Raw genomic sequence first — 15,460 nt, 5'->3', positions numbered from 1 at the left:
CGCGGTCCGGCGGCTCGTGGCTACGATGGCCACGTGGGTGGCCCAATCTGGCGCGTTGGCGATCGAGCGTTCGACTGCTCCGAGCGAACGCTCGTCATGGGGATCCTGAACGTCACGCCGGACTCGTTCTCCGAGGGCGGCCAGTTCTTCGACCGCGATGACGCGGTGAAGCACGCCGTTGAGATGGTCGCGGACGGTGCCGACATCGTCGATGTCGGCGGGGAGTCCACCCGACCTGGGTCGGACCCCGTGCCGGTCGACGAAGAGATCGAACGCGTCTCTCCCCTGATCGAACGTCTCGTCGACGAGCTCCCGCGGATCCCAATCTCGATCGACACACGCAAAGCCGCCGTCGCCGGGAGCGCGCTCGAGGCCGGCGCGACGATCGTGAACGACGTCTCCGCCGGCGCGGACCCGGCGATGCTCGACGTCGTTCGCGAGCACGACGCCGCGGTCGTTCTGATGCACATGAAGGGCGAGCCGAAGACGATGCAGGAGGCGCCGACCTACGACGACGTCGTCGGCGAGGTGCACGAGTTCCTGCGCGAACGGATCGAGGCGGCCGAGTTCGCCGGCATCGATCCCGAACGCATCGCTATCGATCCCGGCATCGGGTTCGGCAAGGACCTCGGGCACAACCTCGAGCTGATGCGGCGCGTCGACGCTTTCATCGACCTCGGTCGTCCACTGCTGGTCGGGCCGTCGCGGAAGCGCTTCATCGGCGCGATCCTCGACCTGCCAGAGAACCAGCGCGTCGAGGGAACGATCGGGGCCGTGGCGTGGATGGTCGCTCGGGGAGCGCACGGCGTGAGAGTGCACGACGTGCGCGAGGTCGTTCGGGCCGTTCGCGTGGTCGACGCGATCGCGAGAGGGCACGCATGACGTGGATCGACAAGCGGCGCGTCCGTGTCTCTGGCGGCGAGTTCGCCGTCGTGGACGAGGGCGAACGCGAAGCGCCACCTGTCGTGCTTCTCGCCGGCGGGATGACCTCGTCATATGCCTGGCGACGATTGATCCCGATGCTGTCTCCATTCATGCGCGTGATCGCGCCGGATCTCCTTGGCTCCGGCGATTCCGAGGCTGCCGATGGCGCGGACCTTCGGCTTGCGTCGCATGCCGAACACGTTCGCGAGCTCCTCGGCGCACTGGGGGTCGATCGGTACGCGCTCGTCGGACACGGACACGGCGGGGGTGTTGCCCAACTCCTCGCGCTCGACGGCAACGTCGACGCGCTGGTGCTGATCGACGTGATCGCGTTCGACGCGTGGCCCGCGCCGAAGGTGCGTGAGCTCAACGCGCGACTTGACCAGCTCCGCCCCGAGCACGTCCACACGTGGGTCAACGAAATGCTCGACGCCGGGACGAAACGCGCGCAGCTTTCCGAAGACGACGTTGGCGAGTACCTGAGATCGTTCCGCGGCGCGGTCGGGCTAGAGCGGTTCCGCCGCGTCGCGGCGTCGTTCGATGGAGAAGGCTTGGTCGATCTCGAGTCGCAGCTCGCGGAGCTCGAGATTCCGGTCTTCATCCTTTGGGGGGAGGAGGACACGTTCGTCGCGCCGAACAACGCCGAACGTCTCGCCGACGTCCTCCCGTGGTCCTCCGTCGCACTCCTTCCGGGATGCGGCCACTTCCTGCTGGAGGACGCGGCGGACACCGTTGTCCCGCTTATCTTCAAGTGGCTCCAGAGGCAATACATAAAGGTCGAGCACCGTCACGAACCCGACGCTGGTCCGGTCGTCGTCACGCTCGGCCGGCGACCGCCCGGAGAGGAATAGCCTAAGGTGTCGACGGCACGCCTGTTCCTCACGGGGATCAGGACGTCCGGGCATCACGGCGCCAACCCCGGCGAGAAAGATCAGGCGCAGGACTTCGTCGTCGATCTGGACGTCGAGGTCGACGTCACTGCCGATCGGATCGGCGGAACGTCGGATTACCGAGAGCTGATCCGAACGGCGCGGGAGGCGGTCGAGCGCGAACGGTTCGACCTGCTCGAGTCGATCGCGGACGCGGTCGCTGAAGCCGTCGCGGCGCGGCCTGGCGTCGTTCGCGCTACGGCAGTCGTCCACAAGCCAGCCGCGGCGCGTTCGAACGACGTCGACGGTGTCGCGGCGGCCGCCACGGTCGAGGGCGACTGATATCTCACGTGGCCGAACAGGCTTTCTTGGCGCTCGGTTCGAACCTCGGCGATCGGCTCGCAACCCTTCAGCGAGCGGTCGAGCTTCTCGACGCGCGTCCGAGCATGGATGTGGTTCGTTCATCACGCGTCTACGAAACGGAGCCGGTCGGCCCGCCGCAGCCGCCGTACCTCAATGCCGTGATCGAGGTACGAACCGACCTCGAGCCGCGCGAGCTCCTGAAGCAGTGTCTGGCCGTCGAGGTCGAGCTCGGACGTGTGCGAGCCGAGCGATGGGGTCCGCGCACGATCGACATCGACGTGTTGACGTATGACGAGCGCGAGATCGACGAGCCCGACCTCGAGATCCCTCACCCGCGGATGCACGAGCGCGCGTTCGTCCTGATCCCGCTGGCCGATCTCACGGCCGACCCGGGGTTGCCGGGCGGGCGCCGGCTCGACGACGTCCGGCTTCCGCCCGACGCGATGTTCGGCGTTCGGCCGTTCGCGCCGGCGCTTCGCGTCGAGCGATGAGCCGCGACGACGAGCCCATCGAGGGCCGAACCCGACGAGGCGGGCAGCTCGTCGTCATCGGCGTCGGTGTCGCATTGCTGCTCGCGCTGCCATCGTTGTACGACCTGATCTCGGGCGACACCCGTACGCCGCGGCAAGCGACCACGAGCCCGAACGAATCGGCATTGGCCGGCCAACGACTGCACGGTCGCCTGGTGTTCATCTCGCTGGATACGGAGGGATCGGCCGAGCGACGACAACGGCTGTGGGCTTTCGACCTGCGGAGCGGTGACCTCGTCGAGGGGCCGCTCGTTCCGGCCGCCGAGGAGCTGTGGGTCACGAACCAGTCCCCTCAAAGCATCGTGATCGTCGCCGACGACGGCGGGGCCGAGGGCGTCGCATACGTCATAAATGGACTCTCGCCGGATACGGAGCCCGTCGAGATCGCTCGCGGCGACGTCATCTCGCTCGCGACCAACGGACGGGCACTTATCGTCGGGCGAACGGAACCCGCCGGGGGCGAGGTCCCGGGATGCGAGCCGCGTTCCTACACGCTCCACCGCGTCGATCTCGACACCGCCGAGGAGGCCCTGGTGCTGCGTGGTCGTGAGGAGTGCGGGAACCTCGTTTCGGCCACACTGCATCGCGACATGGCCGTCGCATCGTTCGTGGATCACGGCCGCGTCGAGGTCCGATCGATCTGGCCGACCAACGTGTCGACGCTGTTCCCCGATTTCGCGCACGTGTCGGTCTCGCCGCGCGGCACGTTCCTGTTCGTCGATCCGGTCGGCGGGTTGGATGGGCTCGGCGTGTGGCCGCGACGTCCGACCGGCCGGATCCTCGTGTGGCCGCAGTCAGGGCGTCCGCGTCCGCTCGTGAACGGCGATCCCCTCGTCTCGGACCGCGTCCTCGCGTGGTCGCCGGACGGGGGCTACGTGGTCGTGAACGGGTTCATCGGGAACAGGCGTGGGATGTGGCTCGTGTACGTTCCGGCCGGAACGGCGGAGCTCCTACTCCCGCCGAATGCATTTCCGCGCCGACCGGCGTTCTCCGGCGCCGCCTTCGACGACGCGGGCGACGTGTTCGCCGGGCGTCCGGGTCGGATCGTCGTGCGAACGCCCACCGGAAGCTTCCCCATCGCTCTCCCGCCGGAGGCGCCGTCTCCGATCGGACCGATCGGCTGGCTTCCCTGAGCGAGATACTTGCGGCGCATGGACATCGCCGTCCTCGGCGCGGGACGCGTCGGAACCGCTCTTGCCGTTCTCTGGTCTCGGGCCGGCCATCGGATCGTCGCCGTGGCCGGAGGACACAAAACACGGGAGCGCGCCGCAACTCACCTGCCCGGCGTCCCCGTGCTCGATCCGGCCGAGGCTGCGGAAGACGCGGAGGTCGTCGTGATCGCGACACCCGACGCGTCGATCGCGGAGGTGTGTGAGCGGATCGCGCGAGCGGGATCGATCCGTTCGGGATCGTCGGTTGCGCACGTGTCCGGAGCGACCGGCCTGGGCGCCCTCGACGCCGCGACATCCGTCGGAGCGACGACTCTGTCGATCCATCCGCTCCAGACGATTCCCTCCGTCGAAGCGGGCGTCGATCGCATCCCCGGCGCTGGGTTCGCCATCACGGCGACGAACGAAAAGGGGGAAGTCCTCGGCGATCGCCTGGCCGAGGACGCGGGCGGGCGGCCCTTCCGATTGGCCGACGACATGAAGGCGCTGTATCACTCGGCCGGGGTGTTCGCATCGAACTACCTCGTCACGATCACCGCGATCGCTCAGCAGATCCAAGTCGAAGCTGGTGTGAAGGACGGCGGCGAGTACCTCGCGACGTTGCAGGACGCGACGCTCGAGAACATCCGCCGGGTGGGCGCGGCCGATGCCCTAACCGGACCCGCGGTCCGCGGTGACGCCGCCACGGTCGAACGCAACCTCGAGGCGCTCGCCGAACGCGTTCCCGAAGCCGTTTCTTCGTACGTGGCGCTTGCCGAGCTGACCGCGGAGGTGGCCGCGAGATCGGGGCGCCTTCCGGACGAGGGTCGACACGCTGTGCAGGAGATCCTCACCAGGTGGAGGTGATCCGGACCGTCGCCGCGACGCTGGCGTCGTGCGACGAGGCACGTTCGAACGGCAAGTCCATCGGATTCGTACCGACGATGGGTTCGTTCCATGACGGGCACCTCTCACTCATCCGGCGCGCGCGATCCGAACGTGACGTCGCCGTCGTCTCCATCTTCGTGAACCCCTTGCAGTTCGGCGATCCGGCAGACCTTGCCGCGTATCCACGCAATGAGGAGCGCGATCTCACGATCGCACGCGAGCTGAACGTCGACGTGGTGTTCGCGCCGTCGGCGGAGGAGATGTATCCGCGAGGGCGACCGGACGTGACCGTCGATCCGGGCCCCCTCGGCGAGCGATTCGAGGGCGCGAGCCGTCCGGGCCATTTCCGCGGCGTCCTCACCGTCGTGGCGAAGCTTGTTCACGCGGTCGGTGCGTGTCGCGCTTACTTCGGCGAGAAGGACGCCCAGCAGCTCGCGCTCGTTGGGCGGATGGTCGCGGACCTCTCGTTCCCGGTCGACGTCGTTTCGAGTCCGACCGTTCGCGAGGCTGACGGCGTGGCGATGTCGTCGCGGAACGCGCGTCTCACGCCGGACCAGCGTGAGGCGGCGGGGTGCCTGTTCCTCGCACTGTCGGAGGCGGCGGAGCTCGCGAAGGGAGGGGAGCGCGACGCCGCGAAGCTCGTCGCCGCCATGGCGCGCGAGATCGGCGCGACCTCAGAGGCGAAGCTCGACTACGCGGCCGTCGTCGACGAGGCGACGTTCACGGAGGTGCGCGAGATTCGAGCGCCGGCTCGAGCGCTCGTCGCGGCGCGGTTCGGGCAGACGCGACTGATCGACAACCTGCTGTTGCCGACGGCGTGACGCTCGTGCGTGTCTGGACGGTCGGCGCGTGACAGGATGACCCGAACCAAGAGGAGGAACGCGTGCTACTTGCGGTGAACGTCGGGAACACGAACACCGTGCTCGGCGTGTTCCGCGGCACCGACCTCGAACAGCAGTGGCGAACGTCGACCGACTCAGAACGCACCGCGGACGAGCTCGCGGTGCTGTTCGCCGGTCTTCTGGATCAGGTCGGCCTGACGTTCTCGAACCAGATCACCGGCGTCGTGCTGAGCTCGGTCGTGCCGACATCGACGAGCGCTTTGCGCGAGATGGTGAACCGCTACTTCAACTTCCCGCCGATCGTCGTCGAACCCGGGACGAAGACCGGTCTTTCCATAGCCACCGACAACCCGCGTGAGATCGGGCCCGACCGCGTGGTGAACGCGCTCGCGGCGTTCAGCCGGTACGGCGGACCGTGCATCGTGATCGACTTCGGCACCGCGACCACCTACGACGTCGTGTCCGAACGCGGCGAGTTCCTCGGCGGCGCGATCGCGCCGGGCGTCCAGACGAAGAACGCGTCGCTCTCGCGCGAGACCGCTCGACTTCCCCAGGTCGAGCTCGGCGCACCCCGTTCCGTCGTGGGCAAGAACACCGTCGAGGCCATCCAGTCGGCGCTGATCTACGGCTCGGCCGCCGAGGCCGACGGAATGATCGACCGCCTCCGCAAGGAGCTCGGGGGCTCGGCGACCGTCGTTGTGACGGGCGGACTGGCGCCTCTCATCGTTCCGCACTGTCAGTTCGTCGACGAACACGACCCGTGGCTCACGCTCGAGGGGCTTCGCTTGGTGTTCGAACGCAACGCCGGTCCCGATGGGTGAACCGCACGGCGGCCCGCCCGGCGAACCGTCACTCGGACGTGAACGCGAGGTCCTGAAGGCCCGGCGCGAGAGTCGCGAGCGGCTCGGCGACAAGGCGTTCGCGCTGAACCTGGAGCAGGCGCTCGGCGTTCGCGAACCGACCCACTCGAAGGCGATCAGAGACGAGTTCGCTGGCGCGATCCCCGACGGCGAGGTCACCGATCAGATCCGAACGGTGGCCGGCCGCGTCGTGATGCTGCGCGACATGGGCAAGCTGAAGTTCATCGTGGTTCGCGATCGCGCCGGCGACATCCAGCTCCTCTGTCGAGAGGGTGACGTCGCCGAGGGCACCGCTGCGGTCCTCGACGAGATCGACTTGGGCGACATCGTCGCCGCGACGGGGCGAGTCGGCAAGACGAAGAAAGGCGAGCTGTCGGTGTTCGTCGAGCGGCTGGCGATGCTGTCCAAGGCGCTCCGGCCGCTCCCGGAGAAGTGGCACGGTCTCAAAGACCCTGACCTACAGCAGCGGCTCCGGTACTTGCAGCTCGCGACCGATCTCGATGCACGGCGGATCGTGACAACCCGGGCGAACGTGCTGTCAGCGTTCCGCGCCTACCTCGACGTGAACGGGTTCATCGAGGTCGAGACGCCCGTACTCCAGAGCCTCGCGGGAGGCGCGCTGGCGAAGCCGTTCGTGACCCATCATGAGGCGCTCGACATCGATCTGTACCTACGGATCGCGCTCGAGCTGTACCTGAAGAGGCTGCTCGTCGGCGGCCTTGAGCGCGTGTACGAGATCGGCCGCAACTTCCGCAACGAGGGAATCGACCGCACCCACAATCCCGAGTTCACGATGATGGAGTGCTACCAGGCGTACACGGACTACGAGGGCATGATGCGGATCACCGAGGAACTCATGCGCGAGGCGGCGATCGCGGTCCATGGTCGGACCACGTTCACGTACCGGGGTCGTGAGCTCGACGTCGGTCGTCCCTGGCGCCGGATCACGATGCTCGGGTCACTCTCGGAGCACATCGGCGAGGAGATCGACCTCGACCGCGGCGATCTCGGATCGCTCGCGGACGCGCGAGGCGTGTACGTCGACCCCGCCTGGGGGCCGGGCAAGATCGTTCAAGAGTTGTGGGAGGACGCTGTCGAGCCCACGCTGTTCGAGCCGACGTTCGTCATGGACTTTCCTCGGGAGGTCTCGCCGCTTGCCCGTCCGAATCGGCACGACCCCCAACTGACCGAACACGTCGACCCGTACCTGGGTGGCATCGAGATTGGCGCCGGATACAGCGAGCTCACCGATCCCGACGATCAGCGCTCCAGATTCGAGGCACAGATGCGCGCCCGGTCACGAGGCGAAGAGGAGACCCATCCTCTCGACGAGGACTTCTTGCAGGCGCTCGAACACGGCATGCCACCCGCGGGTGGGCTGGGGATCGGCGTCGACCGGGTCGCGACGATCCTCGCGGACATGCCAAGCATCAGGGACGTGATCCTGTTCCCGCATCACCGCCCCATGGGGCGCGGGGAAGAGGGCGAGGAGAGGTAAAGCTCGAGCTCAGACGGCCGTTCGACTGTGCCGCGAGTCTTCGGCGGCGTCGCGCAGCACGGTGACCAGGTCCTCGAGTCCCGTTCCCTTGGCCACGAACCCGGCCGCCCCCGCATCGCGGGCCTCGCGCTCCACGCCGGGATCGGCGTGCGCTGTAAGGATCACGACCGGGAGGTCGGGCTTTGCCTTGTGGATCCGACGCATGGACTCGATGCCGTCCAGGTCAGGCATCGACAGGTCCATCACGACCAGGTCCGGATCGAGCAGGATGGCCCGCTCGGCGCCCTCGATCCCGCCGGCGGCCTCGCCGGCGACGTCGATGCCCTTGACCATGCGAAGCGCCGACGTGAGCGCACGCCGGAAGGACTGGTGATCGTCGACGACAACGACCTGCAACTCGTTCGTCTCCTTCCCGGGAAGGCACCGGGGAAGCCAGCTGGCGCTTCATCCTCACGGACCGAAGCCACACGAACAACGCCCCATTCGGAGGAAACCATCCTGGCTACTTCGGGCCATACCCGGCGGGGGTCGGGTTAGAACGTTGCAGAACCTCATCCCACGCGCCGACGTTTACCGAATAGAGGTAGATGCGAAAGCCGGCCGAGGGTATGGATGTGCCGTGGTCAAGACCGCTCCTATCAGGACCCAGGGGTATACTTGCCCGCGTGGGCGCTTCGGAGGCGCGCGTGAGCTGGCGCCGAACCGGAGCGCTCAACCTGCCTCGGGGGTAGGACGGGGTCCGCTGATCCGCGAGGAAGCAGTTCGCTAGCTGGGGCCTCGGGCCCCCGGGGGAGACATATGTTCGAGCGTTTCACCGACCGGGCCCGCCGAGTCGTCGTCCTCGCCCAAGAAGAGGCGAGGATGCTCAACCACAACTACATCGGCACCGAGCACATCCTGCTCGGCCTGATCCACGAGGGTGAGGGCGTCGCCGCCAAGGCGCTCGAGTCGCTCAACATCTCGCTCGAGGCCGTGCGGCAGCAGGTCGAGGAAATCATCGGCCAGGGTCAGGCCGCTCCGACCGGGCACATTCCCTTCACGCCCCGTGCCAAGAAGGTCCTCGAGCTCTCGCTACGGGAGGCGCTTCAGCTGGGGCACAACTACATCGGCACCGAGCACATCCTGCTCGGCCTGATCCGCGAAGGCGAGGGCGTCGCCGCGCAGGTACTGCAGAAGCTCGGCGCCGACCTGAACCGCGTTCGCCAGACGGTCATCCAGCTCCTGTCGGGCTACACCGGCGGCAAGGGCGAGACCACTCCGGGCGGCACCGGCGAAGGCCAGGGACAGGGCTCGATGGTGCTCGACCAGTTCGGAAGGAACCTCACGCAACTCGCGCGCGAAACCAAGCTCGACCCCGTGATCGGTCGCCAGAAGGAGATCGAGCGGGTCATGCAGGTCCTCTCGCGCCGGACCAAGAACAACCCGGTGTTGATCGGCGAGCCCGGCGTCGGCAAGACGGCCATCGTCGAGGGCCTCGCGCAGGACATCGTCAAGGGTGAGGTGCCCGAAACGCTCAAGGGCAAGCAGATCTACACGCTCGACCTCGGCGCGCTCGTCGCCGGGTCACGCTATCGGGGCGACTTCGAGGAGCGTCTGAAGAAGGTCCTGAAGGAGATCCGGACGCGCGGCGACATCGTGCTGTTCATCGACGAGCTGCACACGCTCGTCGGCGCCGGCGCGGCCGAGGGCGCGATCGACGCCGCCAGCATCCTCAAGCCGATGCTCGCACGCGGCGAGCTCCAAACGATCGGCGCGACCACGCGCGACGAATACCGCAAGCACCTGGAGAAGGACGCGGCGCTCGAGCGGCGGCTCCAGCCGATCAACGTCGAGGAGCCGACCGTCGCGCACACGATCGAGATCCTGAAGGGACTCCGCGACCGGTACGAGGCGCACCATCGCGTGAACTTCACCGACGACGCGCTCGTCGCGGCCGCCAACCTCGCCGACAGGTACATCAGCGACCGGTACCTGCCCGACAAGGCGATCGACCTCATCGACGAGGCCGGCTCACGCATGCGGATCCGTCGAATGACCGCACCGCCGAACGTCCGCGAGATCGACGAGAAGATCGCTGAGGTTCGCCTGAAGAAGGAGTCGGCGATCGACGCACAGGACTTCGAGGGTGCGGCGTCGCTCCGCGACCAGGAGGGCCAGCTCCGCGCCGAGCGCGAGCGCCGTGAGCGCGAGTGGAAGTCCGGCGAGATGGACATCCTGTCGGAGGTCGACGAAGAAGAGATCGCCGAGGTTCTCTCCACCTGGACCGGCATCCCGGTGTTCAAGCTGACCGAAGAGGAGACGGAGAAGCTGCTCCGCATGGAGGACGAGCTCCACAAGCGGATCATCAGCCAGAACGACTCGATCACCGCGGTCAGCAAGGCGATCCGTCGCACGCGCGCTGGCCTCAAGGACCCCAAGCGGCCGGCCGGCTCGTTTATCTTCCTCGGGCCGTCGGGTGTCGGGAAGACCGAGTTGTCCAAGGCGCTCGCCGAGTTCCTGTTCGGCGACGAGGACGCCCTGATCCAGCTCGACATGTCCGAGTACATGGAGAAGCACACGGTCAGCCGTCTGATCGGCTCGCCTCCGGGATACGTCGGATACGAGGAGGGCGGTCAGCTGACCGAGGCGGTCAGGCGCAAGCCGTTCAGCGTGATCCTGTTCGACGAGATCGAGAAGGCGCACCCCGACGTGTTCAACACGCTGCTCCAGATCCTCGAGGACGGGCGGCTGACGGACAGCCAGGGACACCAGGTCGACTTCAAGAACACGATCATCATCATGACGTCGAACCTCGGGACCCGGGACATCCAGAAGGGACCGGGGATCGGGTTCGCGGCGCGTCCGGACGAGAAGATGACCTACGAGAAGATGAAGGACCGGGTCATGGACGAGCTCAAGAAGTCCTTCCGACCCGAGTTCCTGAACCGGATCGACGAGGTGATCGTCTTCCACTCGCTCACTCAGGAGGACGTGAAGCGCATCGTCGACCTGATGACGCGGCGAGTGCGCGAGCAGCTTAAGGGCAAGGACCTCGAGATCGAGCTGACGGACGAGGCCAAGACGCTGCTCGCCGAGAAGGGCTATGACCCGGCGCTCGGCGCCCGTCCACTGCGGCGAACGATCCAGCGGATGGTCGAGGACCCGCTCTCGGAGAAGCTCCTGTGGAAAGAGTTCCGCGCCGGACAGACGGTCATCATCGACGCTCGCGACGGCGAGATCGTGTTCGAGGGCGTGGGCGTTCCGCCCGACGTCCCGCCGGTCGAGCTCGCGGGCTCCCAGGAGGGATAGGCGGAAGCGCTTCAGAACGTCGGGCGGCTCCCGCCGTCCGACTGCAAGACCGATGGCCCGGCAACCACTTGGCTGCCGGGCCCTTCGGTGTCTGGCCCTGGAGGGAGCAAGGATGTGCTCTCCGACGCCCTCGCCGCATCTCCCATTCGAGGGGATTCACGCATCCAGGGCGCTCGTCTAGCCTGCGCGCGTGGGCGAACACATCCCCTGGGCCGTCGAGACGTCCAAGGACGGCGAACGGTGGCGCTTCTTCGGCAAGGGTTGGGCGTTTCCCGGCGAGCCACTGCTGCTCCACGCCGTGCCGAAGCTCGTTCGGTTCCGCCGGGCGGATCAGAAGGGCGCCGAGTGGTGCGAGCCGCTCGAACGCTCGGGCGAGGAGCCCATGACACTGCTCCGGCTGGATGAGCGGGTGCGCGAGGAGCTGTGGCCGGGATCGGAGCACGTTGGACTTCCCGTGCTCCTCCCTGGCGGCGAGGTCGGGCGGCTCCAGAGCTTCGAGCACGCGCCCGACGGCTCGGCGTGGACCTACACGCTCGAGTTCCGCGGCGCGCGTAACGCCTAGAGCTCCAGCTCGACACGCAGCTCTTCGGGGACGAGGTCGGCGAACGTCCACCCCGTCCATAGGTCGGACACGATGCTCTTCGGTGACGATCGGACGCCGTAGCGCTCGAAGTGCTCGCAGATCCGCGTTACATCGCGTTCCAGGAGCCCCTCGGCGTGCCGGTTCTTCCTTGGATCCACTGCCTGAGGCAGGTCGATCACGGTCACGCGGCCATCCCATATCAGCACGTTGTATGCCGACAGGTCGCCGTGGATGACGTTGCGAAACAACATCATCTCGATCGCCCGGATCATCTGCTCGAACAGGTCGTGTGCCTCATCGCGGTCGGGCCGGACTGAGCGCAGTTGCGGCGCCGCCATCTCGTTATCGCCTATGTACGACATGAGGATCGCATCGTGTGTCGCGGCGATGGGGCGTGGAACCGGCGCCCCGCCTTCTGAGAGCGCGGTCAGGGTCTCCCACTCTCGGTTCACCCAGATCGATCCCTGCACCTCGCGTCCGTAACGAGTGCGTTTCTCCAGTGCGACGCGGATGCGTCGCTCCTTGATCCACTCGCCGTCCCTGTAGAGCGACTCGTCACGGAAATCCCGGCGATCGAGCGGGTGGTAGAGCTTCAGCGCGACCAGGTCCTCGCCGGTGGCGAGGTTCGCCCGACACAAGTGGACGGACGCCTCCTTCCCCGTCTTGATGACCCGAACGACGTCCGTGATCAGGCCCTCGTCGATGAAGTAGTTGAACGAGCTGTCTTCGTTCTCGAGCGTTTCCAACGCTGGTGTCCTTTCCCTGTCGCTACGGTCAGGTCGTGTCGGTGCGCGTAGGGCGCAGTCATCGACGTACCTCCTTCCGGTGGGATAAGGGCAACAAGAAAGCCGCCCCTCGGGGGCGGCTGGCGGTGCGGGCCTGGACGGACCCTGCGGCTAGATCGCGCTCCTCGAGGGATGCGGCATCACGGCGGCGGCGTTCGCTGTCATGTCTTCATCCCTCCTTCCGGGGCCTTCTGGACGCTTCCGGTATCCGTTCGCCGAAGTATAGGGGCTCGCGTGCGCTCAGGGAAGTGTCGAAGCGTCTCGTTGCGGCTGCAGCGACAGGTTCGTGACCGACTCGACGATGGCGAGCGGGATGTGCGTGACGGCGCGGAACCCGTCGTCGTCCGGAAGGACCTCATGGGCGATCGACAGGAATCTCGGGCCGTCGGCGATCAAGAACCCGACCGTTCGGACCACGTAGTCGGCGCGGCAGTCCTCCGGTCCGGACTGGTCGGCGTCGAACCACGCGTCGTGCCATTCGACCAGGACGAGGGGGTATTCGCTCCTCCCGCCCGACGCCGGAAGGTCGGGCGCGACGGTCAGGGTCCCGTCTTCGACGAATCGTTCCGCTGAGACCGCCTGCACGTCGCCTTCTCCTGCCCGTTCTCTTTCATATCGGACGCACCGCGGTCTGAGCGCATGGCGAAGGGAGAGGATTTCCGGGCCGACCGCGGGGGACGGCCACCGACCGCCGCGACGACCCTACTCGGGGGCGCCGACATCACTCGCGTCGGTGTCGCCGACCATCGATTGTCGGACCCTCCCGCTAGGGTCGGCGGGTGGTCAAGGTTCGGACGCTCTTCGTTTGCCGTGATTGCGGACAACAGCTCGCCCGGTGGGCGGGGCGCTGTCCCGGCTGCGGTGGTTGGGGAACGATCGCGGAGCGCGCCGAGACCGAGATGGCCGCGGGTGGCGTCGAGGTCACGGTGCTCGTGCACGACGGCGACGAGGACCAACGCGTGTCGACCGGGTTCGCCGGCGTCGACCGTGTGCTCGGCGGCGGGGTCGTCCCCGGCTCGGTCGCGCTGCTCGCAGGCGAGCCCGGGATCGGCAAGTCGACGCTCCTCCTCCAGGTGGTGGCCAACCTGTCGGCAGCGGGGCTCTCCTGCCTCCTCGCGTCAGGCGAAGAGTCGCGCGGGCAGGTGGCATCCCGCGCGCGGCGGCTCGGCGTCGACGGCGCCTCGGTCTCGTTCGTTCCAGGACGCGAGCTGCCGTCGGTCGTGGCGGCCGCCCACACATCTCGGCCCTTTCTCCTCGCCGTCGATTCGGTGCAGACCCTTCGTGACCCCGACAGCGGGCAGGTCCCGGGCGGGCCCGCGCAGGTGCGTTCGTGTGCGGACGCGCTCGTCGGCCTGGCCAAGGCGCTCGGCATCGCCGTGGTCCTGACCGGCCACGTCACCAAGGACGGCGACGTGGCCGGCCCTCGAACGCTCGAGCACGCCGTCGACGTCGTGCTGACGTTCGACGGCGACCCGCGATCGGGACTTCGGATGCTCACCGGGGGCAAGAACCGGTTCGGCGCCGAGGGCGAGGTCGCATGGCTGGAGATGACGGCGCGGGGGCTCCACGAGATCGACCCGTCGGACGTGCTGTTTTCCCACCAGCTCGAACCGGGCGCTGCCGTGGCACTGCCTCGGGCCGGGCGGCGGGCTCTCGCGGTAGAGGTTCAGGCGCTCGTCGCGCCGACGCAAGGTCCGCCGAGGCGCCACGTGACGGGCCTGGACCCCCGGCGCTTCCACCTGGTGGCGGCCGTGCTGGAGCGTGCCTCGATCCCGGTCGGACGGGCCGACCTGTTCGGCGCGTCTGCCGGTGGTATCCGCGTCGACGACCCCGCCTGCGACCTGGCGCTCGCAGCAGCGCTGGCATCTGCAGCGACCGAGCGCCTTCCGCCCGAGGCGTCGGCGTTCGTCGGCGAGGTAGGCCTGACCGGCGTGATTCGCGGCGTCGCGGCGATGCCGGCGCGCCTCAGCGTCGCGCGTGCCGCGGGGATCCGCACGGTCTTCGCCGCGCCGGGCACCGAAGGGATCGACGGCGTGCGGATGATCCCGGTTCATCACGCGAAAGAAGCCCTGACCTGGGCCGGAGCATCGCGCCGACATTCCGGGCCGGCCGAGGGCGTTCGGTCTATTGCCATCGACGGACCGACAAACGGCCACCCAGAACGGGCCAAAAGGCGCTCTGACCTGGGCTTTTGATTTGCGGAGCACGCATCGCCCGTGCTACCCTGGCTGCACAGTCGATTCCGGGCCGAGCCGCCGATCCGAGGGGGTCTTGTGTTTCGTAAGGGCGATACGGTTGTCCATCCAGAGCACGGTGCAGCAGTCATCGAAGAGCTCTGCGTGAGGGAGTTCCTAGGAGAGAGGCGGAAGTACTTCAAGCTCCGGGTCTCGTACGGCGACCTCACACTGATGGTCCCGATCGAAAGCTCTGACGAGGTCGGCCTCCGCTCGGTCGTCAGCAAGAACGAGGTCAAGAAGGTCCTCAACGTTCTGAAGGAAGACGAGTCCAAGATGGCCGCCAACTGGAGTCGCCGCTTCAAGAACAACATCGAGAAGCTGCGCTCGGGCGACATCTATCAGGTGGCCGAAGTCGTCCGGAATCTCTCGATCCGCGAGCGCGAGCGCGGTCTATCCGCCGGCGAGAAGCGGATGATCACCAAGGCGCGGCAGATCCTCGTCTCCGAGCTCACCTACGCGACGGGTGGCGACGAGGTCAAGGCCGAGGCCATGATCGACAAGGTCTTGGACGACTCCCACGGCGCCCGGGCCATCGCCGCCAACGCGTAGTCGGTAGCGCGTCACCGTCGAACTCCGCCGGTTCCCGGGTCAAGTCGGCGCGCGCTCGCGTCGAGGCATCTATTGGAGATGCTCGGGCACAGTGCC

16 protein-coding genes are annotated in these 15,460 nt (G+C 67.5%); 13 read left to right on the top strand and 3 right to left on the bottom strand.

The annotated features are described in order from the left end of the window. Positions 1-33 precede the first annotated feature (33 nt). The 9 genes from folP (at position 34) to lysS (ending at position 7,922) form a co-directional block, all read left to right on the top strand. A complete protein-coding gene (gene folP, locus VFA08_13315; GenBank protein ID HYZ14567.1) occupies positions 34-882 on the top strand; it encodes a dihydropteroate synthase in 849 nt (282 codons plus the stop codon). After that, complete coding sequence (locus tag VFA08_13310) at positions 879-1,775, top strand: alpha/beta hydrolase (GenBank protein ID HYZ14566.1); 897 nt, start codon at positions 879-881, stop codon at positions 1,773-1,775. The genes folP and VFA08_13310 overlap by 4 nt, the downstream gene beginning before the upstream one ends. Before the next feature lie 6 nt (positions 1,776-1,781). Then, positions 1,782-2,135: a dihydroneopterin aldolase gene (locus tag VFA08_13305; GenBank protein HYZ14565.1), complete on the top strand. Its 354-nt coding sequence runs from the start codon at positions 1,782-1,784 to the stop codon at positions 2,133-2,135. Positions 2,136-2,143: 8 nt separating this feature from the next. Continuing rightward, complete coding sequence (gene folK / locus VFA08_13300; protein HYZ14564.1) at positions 2,144-2,647, top strand: 2-amino-4-hydroxy-6-hydroxymethyldihydropteridine diphosphokinase; 504 nt, start codon at positions 2,144-2,146, stop codon at positions 2,645-2,647. Then, complete coding sequence (locus tag VFA08_13295; GenBank protein HYZ14563.1) at positions 2,644-3,819, top strand: hypothetical protein; 1,176 nt, start codon at positions 2,644-2,646, stop codon at positions 3,817-3,819. The genes folK and VFA08_13295 overlap by 4 nt, the downstream gene beginning before the upstream one ends. A gap of 18 nt (positions 3,820-3,837) precedes the next feature. Beyond that, complete coding sequence (locus VFA08_13290; GenBank protein ID HYZ14562.1) at positions 3,838-4,701, top strand: DUF2520 domain-containing protein; 864 nt, start codon at positions 3,838-3,840, stop codon at positions 4,699-4,701. After that, entirely contained in the window at positions 4,692-5,543 is an 852-nt protein-coding gene (gene panC / locus VFA08_13285) for a pantoate--beta-alanine ligase (GenBank protein ID HYZ14561.1), read from the top strand. The genes VFA08_13290 and panC overlap by 10 nt, the downstream gene beginning before the upstream one ends. A gap of 62 nt (positions 5,544-5,605) precedes the next feature. After that, entirely contained in the window at positions 5,606-6,385 is a 780-nt protein-coding gene (locus tag VFA08_13280) for a type III pantothenate kinase (GenBank protein ID HYZ14560.1), read from the top strand. Then, positions 6,378-7,922, top strand: a complete 1,545-nt coding sequence (lysS, locus tag VFA08_13275; protein HYZ14559.1) for a lysine--tRNA ligase — start codon at positions 6,378-6,380, stop codon at positions 7,920-7,922. The genes VFA08_13280 and lysS overlap by 8 nt, the downstream gene beginning before the upstream one ends. 9 nt (positions 7,923-7,931) lie before the next feature. On the opposite strand, the gene VFA08_13270 is transcribed toward lysS, so the two are convergent. Beyond that, on the bottom strand, positions 7,932-8,318 hold the full coding sequence (locus tag VFA08_13270; protein ID HYZ14558.1) for a response regulator transcription factor: 387 nt from the start codon (positions 8,316-8,318) through the stop codon (positions 7,932-7,934). A gap of 402 nt (positions 8,319-8,720) precedes the next feature. Here VFA08_13270 and VFA08_13265 point away from each other — a divergent pair, with 402 nt between their 5' ends. Further along, the gene (locus VFA08_13265; protein HYZ14557.1) at positions 8,721-11,210 is read left to right on the top strand and encodes an ATP-dependent Clp protease ATP-binding subunit; all 2,490 of its coding nucleotides are present in this window, start codon (positions 8,721-8,723) and stop codon (positions 11,208-11,210) included. Between the two features lie 190 nt (positions 11,211-11,400). Then, the gene (locus VFA08_13260) at positions 11,401-11,772 is read left to right on the top strand and encodes a hypothetical protein (GenBank protein HYZ14556.1); all 372 of its coding nucleotides are present in this window, start codon (positions 11,401-11,403) and stop codon (positions 11,770-11,772) included. On the opposite strand, the gene VFA08_13255 is transcribed toward VFA08_13260, so the two are convergent. Together VFA08_13255 and VFA08_13250 are read right to left on the bottom strand one after the other, a co-directional pair. After that, positions 11,769-12,539 (bottom strand): RIO1 family regulatory kinase/ATPase, encoded by a 771-nt coding sequence (locus VFA08_13255; protein ID HYZ14555.1) that lies wholly within the window; start codon positions 12,537-12,539, stop codon positions 11,769-11,771. The two genes, VFA08_13260 and VFA08_13255, sit on opposite strands and share 4 nt — an antisense overlap. A 279-nt stretch (positions 12,540-12,818) precedes the next feature. Further along, complete coding sequence (locus VFA08_13250) at positions 12,819-13,163, bottom strand: hypothetical protein (GenBank protein HYZ14554.1); 345 nt, start codon at positions 13,161-13,163, stop codon at positions 12,819-12,821. Positions 13,164-13,357: 194 nt separating this feature from the next. Between VFA08_13250 and VFA08_13245 the strand changes: the two genes are divergently transcribed. Both VFA08_13245 and VFA08_13240 read left to right on the top strand, forming a co-directional pair. Continuing rightward, positions 13,358-14,773: an AAA family ATPase gene (locus VFA08_13245; GenBank protein ID HYZ14553.1), complete on the top strand. Its 1,416-nt coding sequence runs from the start codon at positions 13,358-13,360 to the stop codon at positions 14,771-14,773. Between the two features lie 78 nt (positions 14,774-14,851). Then, the gene (locus VFA08_13240) at positions 14,852-15,364 is read left to right on the top strand and encodes a CarD family transcriptional regulator (GenBank protein ID HYZ14552.1); all 513 of its coding nucleotides are present in this window, start codon (positions 14,852-14,854) and stop codon (positions 15,362-15,364) included. Positions 15,365-15,460: the final 96 nt, after the last annotated feature.

It is taken from the genome of Actinomycetota bacterium (genome assembly GCA_035640355.1).
In the GTDB taxonomy this organism is placed as follows: Bacteria; Actinomycetota; UBA4738; order UBA4738; family HRBIN12; genus CALGFI01.
The sequence above is the reverse complement of the archived record's forward strand: the minus strand, read 5'-3'. Positions and strand labels throughout refer to the sequence as shown.

Coding starts and splice junctions, on each gene's coding strand:
- VFA08_13310 (HYZ14566.1), top strand. CDS start 879: ATGACGTGGATCGACAAGCGGCGCGTCCGTGTCTCTGGCGGCGAGTTC.
- VFA08_13290 (HYZ14562.1), top strand. CDS start 3,838: ATGGACATCGCCGTCCTCGGCGCGGGACGCGTCGGAACCGCTCTTGCC.
- lysS (HYZ14559.1), top strand. CDS start 6,378: ATGGGTGAACCGCACGGCGGCCCGCCCGGCGAACCGTCACTCGGACGT.
- VFA08_13295 (HYZ14563.1), top strand. CDS start 2,644: ATGAGCCGCGACGACGAGCCCATCGAGGGCCGAACCCGACGAGGCGGG.
- VFA08_13265 (HYZ14557.1), top strand. CDS start 8,721: ATGTTCGAGCGTTTCACCGACCGGGCCCGCCGAGTCGTCGTCCTCGCC.